Consider the following 10,991-nt stretch of genomic DNA (forward strand, 5'->3'; position numbering starts at 1 on the left):
ACCCAATATATTACCCAATTTCCCCATCACAATAAATGTTTATATTCCCCTAAATCCCCCAAAAAAGCCGCTTCATAGTCTTCTTCGTCCACAACAAACCCGAAATCCATAAACTCAAAACCAGGAGCGACACTACACCCCACCAATGCGTAATTACCACAGGGTTGGGCAGCTTGCCAGTAACCTGCCGGGACAACATGTACGGAGGTAAATCCATCTAATTGGGCACCTAAAATCACCTTTTCTAGTCTTTGTTGTTGAGGGTTATAGGTAATTAACTCCAACCCATCACCTTCATAAAAATGCCACACCTCATCCGACTCCACCACATGCCAACGGCTGACTTCACCCTGACAAAGTAAAAAATAAATCGTCGTCAAAGCCGAACGTGGTTCTCCGTGACGCAATACCTGTAATGGGGAGCGATAGATTTCCCGATAATGGCCACCCTCCGGATGGGGTTGTAATTTTAACTTTGCGATTAATTCCTGAGTTCTGATGGTCATTCGATTTTGGATTTTGGATTTTGGATTAGTGGGACTTAGAAAAAAAATAGCCGGAAAAACTACTCAAATGTATACACAGCAAGACTTTGACATCATTTTGAATAGTTTCTTGCGATATCTAGGTTTCAAGCATTTTTGAGCCTGTAGTGTATTTTCCTTCCCCTGTATAGGTTTGAAGCTGATTTCTGCCTCAAAAATGTTTAAGTCCAGTTAGAGAATACGGATATACATTTTGCACATGACTTATGACTACCTATTACCGATTAGTCAGGAAAAGCCAAACCAGTGCGGGGGTCGCGGATATATAATCCGAGGGTGAGCGATCGCATGACTTCATCCCACACAGGTATTAATTGTTCTGCTTGATCCACCCAAAAATCAAAGGTAATCAAACACTGAATATTAGACCCCAAACCAACACAAGTCCGGGAATAGGCTTCCCTGGGTTCAGCTTGGGTATCAATAAACTTGATTTGACACCACATAATGCGTGCTGTTTGTCGCTTAACAGTAAACACCTCACTCATCTCGATGGGATTGCGACTATCCTCCCTCATAATTTTCTTCAAAGTTGCCTTCAGGGGAAATAGACTCCAATCATTAGGAGGAAGATGATTATAGGACACCTCCAAACAACAATCATCCTTGGGAGGTTTATTGTCGAGAAACTTAAAAGAATTATCCTGGGGTTCACAAATCCAGGTACGAGGAACATTGAAGCGCACAGCACCTCGACCTGCCACAAATATTTTATAGCCTTCAGGTCCTTCCCAGTGATGGTCAGGAGCAAGTTCCAGGGTTTCCTTTATCCATTGGCGATTACTCTTCTTCCGCTTGGTCATGATACCTCTGCCCTTAATTGCTGCTAATCAGGCTTTTTTTAATAGTATCAAACCAACAGTCAAGTAACTTAGGAATAGTCCGTGACGGGAGTGGGGAGTAGACATCACATAGGCGCACGCGTAGCCGTTGTCGTAGACTAGCCTTATAATAGAGAACAGGGTACACCAGAACCCATGAAAGTGTTTTTTATCTTACTCCTTCATACCATTTTACTAAAATTTTGAGGCATTTTCTTCCCCTACTCCCGACCCGCTACTCCCCACACCCCAAGGTAAGAAAGAATTAAAAGCTAATTTCTGAGTTTAACTGAAGACTAACGATTTTCCCGTCGAAACTCCCAAGGGGAAGTACGCATTGGTTGATCAGGATTCCAAATGCCATTACCAGCTAACCTAGCCCATTGTTGCGCTCGTTCTAGACGTAAATTGTACCTATGATTTGGCGATCGCGCATCAGCTAACACCAATCCTTCCCTGACTAATAATTCATTAACCAAATCTTCACCCTTCCACACATAGGCTAAAGTTCTCCCACTTCTGTCTTTGGCTAGTTGATCGAATTCCAAAGCAATAGTTTGATTGAGAATCAACTCTTCCAAACGTTTTTTCGCTTCTACACCCCAAGGACGCTGACGAATATCCGGACTCTCAATCCCAATCAAGCGCACATGGGAAATCAAATTAGGTTGATCACCCAAACCCATCACTTCAAACACATGACCATTGACAACACCAACCGCTTGCACCTGTAACACCCGCTTTTCCAACTGTTTCGGAGACTGACAACCAACCATAAATATTAATAAGAATATTAGTAATAATTTACTCATGGGATTTTAGATTTTGGAGTAAGTAGTAAAAGTATTGCCAAATTGGATTACAAATTCACATTTTACCCATGAATCAAACAATATTCCCTACTCCCAAATATTAAAATCGACTTTTAAAACATCCTCTTAATTTTTCCAACTCCGTTTTTAACCATTGATTCTCCTCTTTTAAACTCAAATTTTCTTCCTTGAGCTTCTCAAAATCACTTTTTTTGCTCAAAGCTTGATTAATCGCCAATTTTCGCATATCCAACGAAAACCAGCGTTGATAGGTTTGTGTATGCACCTGTACACTATGACCCAGATTATCAGCAGCAGCTTTAATCGGAATCCCTAAAATATGTGCCCTAATTGCCCAAGCATGGCGTAAATCATAGGGTTTGAAATCTAATCCAACCCTACGAAACCACCAACTTACCCGTTGAGTGAGGGCTGTAATTTCAGCATGGTTATTTTGATTTTTTTGACTAATTGTATTCACCAACATTTCTACATATAGGGGATTCCTTAAATCAAATAATTCAATCCATCCCGGATGCAAAGGTAAAGCTTGTCTTGCACCTGTCTTACAATTTTTATCCACCTTCCATGTCCTATCTATATTCTCCTGACTCAACCACCAATTAATATCTGGGTTGATAAATATTTCCCGTGGACGTAATCCAAATACAGCTAACATCCCATATACCCATCGCCAAAGTTGCCAGCTATCTTTGACGTTTTTATTAACTTGATGACCCCGACACTCTAAATACTCAGCAAACTTATTCATCCCAGCGATAATTTCCTCATCAGTGGGAATCTTACGGGAATTATTTTCTGGAATTTGGGAATACTTAGATAAATCAATATCGATATCAAATGTCAGACAGAATGCAGAAAATGCCCGCACCGCATTATATCTCGACCATCCTTGCTCTATTTTCTCAATGGCATGAATTAAATTATCAGCAGTCGCTAAATCATCTGGGTTTGTAAATCTTCGAGTACGGGAGTAATAATAAAAGAAAGTATGTTCACTCTTAGTTGTACGTTGATGCTTTTTAAAATATTCCTCTTCAAACCTATTCAACAACTCGCCAATTGTGGGAATATCTTTTTTTCTCGCGCCATTTCCTAAATATTTATCATTCCAAACAAAGGTTTTACGAGCAATTAGTTTACCTAACTCATAGGCTTCTTCCTCAGCTGTTTTTAAACCATCCAAATTAGCGGGAATATTCAAACTAATATTATACTGCTTCTTCTCCCTTCCCCGTGTATCAACTTCCCCCGGTTTGATTGGTAAGGTTGCACGCAATTGCAGACTTCCATTTGATTCCCTTACAGTCACTCTCGTTTTAGCAGACTTTAACCGCAGATTTAATTGTGCCAATTCCCCTAATAATTTTGCATTCATGTATTTCCTTCACTAATATGTAAAACTCATATTTAATTTTGCCGTCACGGAATTGGAGGATAAATTCATTTTTTAGTATTAATTAAGCAACACCAATTCTTTGTATATTTTCTTATTTGCACCCTTAGATAAAGCTAATTCATACTTACACACTATTTTTGCGTATTGACTTTCGCTGAATAGATTTCTGGAAAATCACCTTTCCACATCGAAAACTTCAAGTTTTTCCAACACCACTTATAATTAATATTTAGTATTAGCCTATATTGAGTCTAAAAATAATAGTGTTCTGACTAAACAGTAGACTAAATTAATATCGATAATCAGTAACATTTTGCCCAGAAAATTCATCAAGCATCACCAGAATTACTCCGGTCCTTATCACGGTTATGATGGCTTTGCTGTCTTCGCTCGTGACATGGATATCGCCCTCAACAGCCCAACTTGGGGATTAATTGAGACTCCTTGGAAGAAAAAAGGCGCTAAAGCAAAAGCTGCTTAATAGTCAGCTTTGTATTGCCTCTAGCAATTTCCATCATTCCAGCTAGGGGCTAGTAGTAGAGGTTAGGGACTAGAGAAGTTATGAGTGATTATAAAATCTCTAATCCCTACTTTCAGGAATTCTAGCCCCTATAACTCTTCAGTTATTTATTAATCCAAAACCCAAAGAGATACAGCAATGCCACAGAATCCAGAAAGAATTGTTGACCACTTAGACCTATTTAAACAAGAAGAATACCGCAAACTGTTCAAAAACAAACGGGAACAGTTTGAAGGTGCTCACACCGATGCAGAAGTTGAACGGGTTTCGGAATGGACAAAATCTTGGGAATACCGGGAAAAGAACTTTGCCCGTGAAGCTTTGACCGTTAACCCCGCAAAAGGTTGTCAACCTGTAGGTGCAATGTTTGCAGCTTTAGGAATTCAAGGAACCCTTCCCTTTGTTCAAGGTTCTCAAGGTTGTGTTGCATACTTCCGGACTCACCTTAGCCGTCACTACAAAGAACCTTGCTCGGCAGTTTCTTCCTCAATGACTGAAGACGCAGCAGTTTTCGGTGGTTTGAATAACATGATTGAAGGTTTAGAAGTTGCTTATAAACTTTATAAACCGAAAATGATTGCTGTTTGCACTACCTGTATGGCGGAAGTTATCGGTGACTATTCATCCTATTAATTTCAATCATGATACTTCTATAAATAAGATGAATTAGCCATTGTTTTTACTTGTTTTTTGCTTATTTATGCTTGACAAAAACGATGATAATCATATAAAAATACTTGTTTTTAAAAACTACGCTTAACTTATTTATTTCTTAATTTATTACTTCAGAAAAAAGTTATTATTTAACACAAAAAATAATCAGGTATATCATATATCCAAACATCATAAAGCCTAAACAAAAAAAATAGGATAGTCTACTCTATCTTCCTAACAGACTATCCATTCTATTTCATATTAGTATGATACACAGCTTAAATCCCCTATTCCCCATACTTGCGCTGAGGAGATAACGCAGAGCATAGTCACCAGATAAACGATCTAGATACTTCCACCAACCTGTACTAGGTATTTAATATGATTAGAATTAGACACAGCTTAAATTAAACCGAATATATTTTGATATTGCGTTAATAAATTATTCAACGCATCATTCTCGGCTTGTAATGTAGTGATTTCATCTTTCATTAAATCTAACTCACTTTTGTTCCCCACAGCTTGTTTAATTGCTTTTTTGCGATTTTCTAAACCAAACCATCTTTGATAGGTTTCTGTGTGCTGTTGCACTGAATGACCTAAATTGTCGGCTGCGGCTTTAATCGGTACTCCCATTAAATGGGCCCTGATTGCCCAAGCATGACGCAAATCGTAGGGAGAAAATCCGACTTTGACTTTATGAAACCAATCAGAGAGGGCTGCACTTAGGGTCTGCATTCCTTTCACGTCATCACGATTATTTATATAATCTTTGACTAACTGAACTATTACAGGATTCTTTAAATCAAATTTTTCTATCCATGATTCATGCAAAGGTAAAGCCTCCCTTTGACCTGTTTTTCCTAAATGATGAACTTTCCAAGTAATATTATCTGACAGCCAATGGTCAAAATCAGGATACAAAAAAAGTTCTCTGGGACGACAACCATAGGTCGCTAACATGCCATATAACCAGCGAAAAACTAACCAATAATTTGCTTGTTCTGGTCTTTTGTTGCGTCTATTTTGAGCATATTCTGACCAGAGAAAAAATCCTTGTTCAATTTTTGTGTCATCGGGAATATTGCGGGGTTTAGGTTTTGGTCGTTTATAACTAACAGTTAAATCAATATTAAACTCTTTACAGAATAAATTGAGGGCAATGCTAGTACGATGTTTCCAGCTAGGAGTTTCATTTGATATTGCTTCAAACTGTCTTTTGAGATTTTCCGGTGTGGCTAGGGAGTTACGGTCAAATTGGTTTAACACAACTAGATAATTTTTAAAAAAAGTCCCCTCTGATTTAATATTTCGGGGACGGGAACTAAAATATATGTTTTCGTAGCTATCTAATAACTCTCCAAAGGTTTTGAGGGATTTATCTTGTTTACTGCCTAAATATTTCTGGTTCCATGCAAATTGTTGTCTAGCAATTAAACGTCCTAATTCATGAGCTTCTTCCTCAGCTGTTTTTAAACCATAGAAATTAGCTGGTATTCCCAAGGAAATTTTATACTGTTTAGTGGATTTTCCGTTGTGCTGATTGCAATCGGTTGGTTTGAGGGGTAATGTTGCTTGCAAATATAGACTACCAGCAATTTTGACGATTGCAACTCGCACTTTTGCAGCTTTTAAGCGTGCATTAGTTTCTTTGATGGCTATTTTGAGTTGTTCTTGGTTATTAGCAGCTTGTTGCTCTAAATGCTTCATAGTTCCAATGTATGTACCGTCCGTAGTTGCATTCACGACAGTAGATGGAATCTCACCCTGTTGTTGCTCTGTGTTAAGCATTGCTGAGTTTTTGCTTCAATATTATGGAACTATGCCAATCAAAATATTGCTGTTTTCCAAAAACCTTTTATTTAAAAGTTATTTGTCAACAACAGTATTCTCGTGCATTTAAAATACCATAAATCAACCCTTACAAACAAAATATTCGGTGATGACTTAGGTGCATTCATCACTAATGCTAAAAATGCTGGTGCAATTCCTAAAGAATTACCCGTTCCTTTTGCTCATACTCCTAGCTTCGTTGGTTCCCATACCACTGGCTACGATAATATGATGAAAGGTTTGCTCAGTACCTTAACTGAAGGGAAAAAAGGTAAGAGCAACGGTAAAATTAACATCATTTCTGGTTTTGATACCTATGTTGGTAACAACCGGGAAGTTAAACGGATGTTAGATTTGATGGGTATTGACCACACTATTGTTTCAGATACTAGCGATTACTTTGATGCTCCCAATAACGGTGAGTACAATATGTATCCAGGTGGAACACCGATGGAAGATGTAGCTGATACAATTAACGCGAAAGCAACTGTTTGTTTACAACGCTACACTACTCCCAAAACCCGTGAGTATATTGAGAAAACCTGGAAGCAACCAACTAAAGTTGTTCGTCCCTTTGGGGTTAAGGGTACTGATGAATTCTTGATGACTTTATCGGAACTTACTGGTAAACCTATTCCCGAAGAATTGGAAATTGAACGTGGTCGTTTAGTTGACGCGATGACTGACTCCTATGCGTGGGTTCATGGTAAGAAGTTCGCTATTTACGGCGACCCTGATTTGATTTACAGTGTCACCAGTTTCTTATTAGAAATGGGTGCAGAACCTGTTCATATCCTTTGCAACAATGGTGACGAACAGTTTAAAGTAGAAATGGAAGAAATGCTCAAAGCAAGTCCATTTGGTCAAGGTGCAACTGTTTGGATTCAGAAGGATTTATGGCATTTCCGCTCTCTGTTGTTTACTGAACCTGTTGACTTCTTTGTTGGTAACTCCTACGGTAAATATTTGTGGCGTGATACTAAAATTCCAATGGTACGGATTGGTTATCCTTTGTTTGACCGTCACCACTTACACCGTTATGCTACCCTGGGTTATCAAGGTGGTTTAAACCTACTCAACTGGGTTGTTAATACTATTCTTGATGAAATGGACCGCAACAGCAATATTACCGGTGAAACTGATATTTCCTTCGACTTAGTTCGTTAATCTTGTCATCACTTGCGACGTGCTATATGTGGTAAATAAAAGGAATAATCTAGTTTTCTACCACGATTAAATCATTCTTAGAGTAGTGTGAAAGCTACTCTAAGTTTCTGAGGATCATCTGTGGAAATTTTAGAGGTTTTCTTTGTTTACCATTTCTTGCCTGATAGTAATATTTTTCTGGATTTGAGGTTTGAAATTGAAATTTATATGCCAATACAGTTCAGTTAGACTTAAAAGCCTGATTATTTAGGTAGGTTAGGTTGAAGAATGTAGAGGCAGAGCCTAAGCTGTGTACTTTGTACCTTTTTTGGGGTCGCAAATTCATGGACAAATGTTCCAATACTCCGGCTGTTGATACATATAGGGAAGCTTTGCTTCCTGATTTGAGGCAGAGCCTTATGGAATGCGTTCCCACGCGGAGCATAGGGACGAGATAATCACAAAAACTATGTGAACTTATGGGTAAATTTCCACAAAATCAACAGTCTATGCAAAGCCTCAAACTAACCTACAGTTATCTTTAACACCAAGCGTATTGATTTATATGCAGCGAAAAGTCGGGTTTATCTAGGATACCCGACTTTAGAGTTAACGACTAACAGTTAATTGTCAAATCATCTATTTATTAACTTTTTATCGTCATAATTTTGTTTAAAATAGGGAAAATATTTACTAATGATATTTAAACTATTGGTGTGAGCTTCAACTTAATTTCCATTAACCACACTTATTAATTTACTCCCATACAGTTAGATTTACATCAACAAACATGAAATTAACTCAAGGCAAAATTAAAGAACTACTGAATGAAAGTGGTTGTGAACATAATCACCTCAAAGGTGGAGAAAAAAAGCATAAAAGCTGTACTCAACAAGCTCAACCAGGTGCTGCACAGGGGGGATGTTCCTTCGATGGAGCGATGATTGCTCTGGTTCCGATTACCGATGCTGCTCATTTAGTACATGGTCCGATTGCTTGTGCTGGTAATTCCTGGGGTAGTCGGGGTAGTCTCTCCTCCGGACCGATGCTCTACAAAATGGGGTTTACTACGGATTTAAGCGAAAATGATGTCATCTTCGGCGGAGAAAAAAAGCTCTATCAAGCTATCTTGGATATTTATCACCGTTACAACCCCGCAGCCATCTTTGTGTACTCGACCTGCGTCACCGCGCTCATTGGCGAAGATATGGATGCTGTATGCCAAGCTGCACAGAAAAAAATTGGCACACCTGTAATCCCGGTTAATTCTCCTGGGTTTATTGGTAGTAAAAACCTGGGAAATCGTGCTGCTGGGGAAACTTTGCTGGAGTATGTTGTGGGAACGGGTGAACCGGAGTCATTACAACAACACCTTTTGTGATTAGCTGTTGTACGTTGTAGACTAGCTGCACCCGAAAAGACAGGTGGGGAAGGGATAACAGGGAGTACAGACGACCCGTCGGGTCGTCTGTACAGGGAGAGATGCGATATATCGCGTCTGTATGGGGTAAGGCTTTTCGCCGAATTATTAGTTACATGATGGTTTTATGTTTAATTGCACCTACCTACTTACCTTTAACTGTTAGCCGTCAACAGCAGATTAAGTATTTATGTGATTTATGTGAGTTTTAGCTAATGATTTAGTCTACTGATATTGATAAGTTAATAACTAATCTTCTATGAAAGTATATGGTTATGCTCGTGTTAGTACCCAGGAACAAGCTGAAGAGTTTGATGCTCTTAATCAGCAAATTGCGAGATTGGAGACTGCGGGTGCAACGCAAGTATTGATAGATATTGAGTCGGGACGGAGTGATGCTAGAAAGCAGTTTAATCGGTTGTTGAAGTTGGTGGAACAGAATCAGGTTCGGGAAATTATTATTACCCGTGTGGATCGGTTGGGTCGGAGTGTGATGACGATTCACAAAGCTATGGAAATTTTTGTCAAGCATCAGGTGAATTTGCGGGTATTAGATGCACCGGTGGATCCCAATAGTCCCTTTGGTTGGTTTAGTATTAACCAGATGTCTGGGTTGGCTGAGTTTGAGTCGAGGTTACTATCCCAACGGGTTAAACAGGGTAATGAGTATTTTCGCCAACAGTTAAAGTTTTGTGTACCCCCCTTTGGCTATAGCAAGGATGAAAACCAACGCTTAACTCCTAATCGGGATATTCATCGCAAATCCGGAAAAACCTACTTTGAACTCGCGGGGGAAATTGTGGATTTAGTTTTAGAAATGCGATCGCTGAAGGATGTTTGCGATTATATTTATACTGAATATGATGTGGTTTTTTCGGTGTCTGGGTTACGGGATTGGTTGAATAATTTGGCTTTGCAAGGGCATACAGCCTATTTTATGAAACCAAAACCAGGTGTCAACCGCGAACCAATTATTAATTTTCATACCCATCCAGCCTTGATTACCCCTACCACCTTGGAAGCAATTCACCGGAAACTATCAGCAAATCGAAAATATCGCAGTTCCAATAATTCCAGTCGTGGTAGATATCCCCTTGCAGGTTTAATTAAATGTGCCCATTGCAGGGGGAGTATGTATCGGAATATTTCCCGTCACCGTACCCGCACTGAATATATGCGTTGTGTGAATTACAGCAAACCAGGTCAGTATAGTTGCGAGAATTCCAAGTGTGTGCGATTACGGGAAATTATTGCTCAGACGATTGCAGAGTTGTGTAAAAATGCACCGAAATTAATCGAACATCTGGAAAATCAATTGCAACAACAATCATTAGTCACCCAGGTTCAAAATAGTAAACAACTGGAAAAACTTAGTCATGAACTGTCCGTATTGCAGGGACTAGGTAGTGCTAACCCCGATATTATTCACGCGATCGCCAAAATTGAATCCACCATCAATCAACTGTCCACACCCCTTCCAGTTATCGATCGAGACGGATTGGAAAATGCCAAACGTAAAATTGCGATCGCATCTCAACCCACATTTTGGCAATCCCTAGATGACGAGGAATTACAGTGCTTTTTGGCTGAATTTGTGGAAGCAGTAGAAGTTGATTCCCAAGGTGCGATCGCTGTTGTCTGGAAATTATACTATTTTGGATTTTAGATTTTTCTGAAACTAAAACACTTGAGAATCTCCACCAGTAATGATTTTTAGTTAATCTGCATGACAAAATCTGCAACCCAATATCAGCTACTCCCTGAATTAATTAGTAATTTACTTAACATTTATTAATCAAACGATTGTCAAAATACTGATA

The 10,991-nt window shown here is 39.0% G+C and carries 7 protein-coding genes and 4 pseudogenes; 6 read left to right on the forward strand and 5 right to left on the reverse strand.

All coding sequences use genetic code 11. From position 1 onward, the window contains the following. Positions 1-26 precede the first annotated feature (26 nt). The 4 genes from CDC37_RS15655 to CDC37_RS15670 form a co-directional block, all read right to left on the reverse strand. Positions 27-506 carry a cupin domain-containing protein gene (locus CDC37_RS15655; RefSeq protein ID WP_096622986.1) on the reverse strand — a complete coding sequence of 160 codons (480 nt, stop codon included), beginning with the start codon at positions 504-506 and terminating at the stop codon, positions 27-29. A 263-nt stretch (positions 507-769) separates the two neighbouring features. Then, the gene (locus tag CDC37_RS15660; RefSeq protein WP_096622988.1) at positions 770-1,348 is read right to left on the reverse strand and encodes a hypothetical protein; all 579 of its coding nucleotides are present in this window, start codon (positions 1,346-1,348) and stop codon (positions 770-772) included. A gap of 314 nt (positions 1,349-1,662) precedes the next feature. Then, positions 1,663-2,178, reverse strand: a complete 516-nt coding sequence (locus CDC37_RS15665) for a thermonuclease family protein (RefSeq protein ID WP_096622990.1) — start codon at positions 2,176-2,178, stop codon at positions 1,663-1,665. Positions 2,179-2,278: 100 nt separating this feature from the next. Continuing rightward, positions 2,279-3,577 (reverse strand): site-specific integrase, encoded by a 1,299-nt coding sequence (locus tag CDC37_RS15670; RefSeq protein WP_096622992.1) that lies wholly within the window; start codon positions 3,575-3,577, stop codon positions 2,279-2,281. Between the two features lie 355 nt (positions 3,578-3,932). Between CDC37_RS15670 and CDC37_RS25265 the strand changes: the two are divergent. Both CDC37_RS25265 and CDC37_RS15680 read left to right on the forward strand, forming a co-directional pair. After that, positions 3,933-4,079, forward strand: a pseudogene (locus CDC37_RS25265) (nitrogenase molybdenum-iron protein subunit alpha); the annotation flags it as partial. A 177-nt stretch (positions 4,080-4,256) separates the two neighbouring features. Beyond that, positions 4,257-4,736 (forward strand): annotated as a pseudogene (locus CDC37_RS15680) (DUF3364 domain-containing protein); the annotation flags it as partial. Positions 4,737-5,174: 438 nt separating this feature from the next. On the opposite strand, the gene CDC37_RS15685 reads toward CDC37_RS15680, so the two are convergent. Further along, on the reverse strand, positions 5,175-6,563 hold the full coding sequence (locus tag CDC37_RS15685) for a site-specific integrase (protein ID WP_231943080.1): 1,389 nt from the start codon (positions 6,561-6,563) through the stop codon (positions 5,175-5,177). Positions 6,564-6,686: 123 nt separating this feature from the next. On the opposite strand from CDC37_RS15685, the pseudogene nifK reads away from it, so the two are divergent. The 4 genes and pseudogenes from nifK to xisF all read left to right on the forward strand — a co-directional run. Next, positions 6,687-7,772, forward strand: a pseudogene (nifK, locus tag CDC37_RS15690) (nitrogenase molybdenum-iron protein subunit beta); the annotation flags it as partial. A 769-nt stretch (positions 7,773-8,541) separates the two neighbouring features. Continuing rightward, positions 8,542-9,108: pseudogene (locus CDC37_RS15695) on the forward strand (nitrogenase component 1); the annotation flags it as partial. A 125-nt stretch (positions 9,109-9,233) separates the two neighbouring features. Next, on the forward strand, positions 9,234-9,383 hold the full coding sequence (locus CDC37_RS24415; protein WP_157780762.1) for a hypothetical protein: 150 nt from the start codon (positions 9,234-9,236) through the stop codon (positions 9,381-9,383). A 47-nt stretch (positions 9,384-9,430) separates the two neighbouring features. Next, a complete protein-coding gene (gene xisF / locus CDC37_RS15700) occupies positions 9,431-10,837 on the forward strand; it encodes a fdxN element excision recombinase XisF (protein ID WP_096622996.1) in 1,407 nt (468 codons plus the stop codon). The last annotated feature ends 154 nt before the right edge of the window (positions 10,838-10,991 follow it).

It is taken from the genome of Calothrix sp. NIES-3974, assembly GCF_002368395.1.
In the GTDB taxonomy this organism is placed as follows: domain Bacteria; phylum Cyanobacteriota; class Cyanobacteriia; order Cyanobacteriales; family Nostocaceae; genus NIES-3974.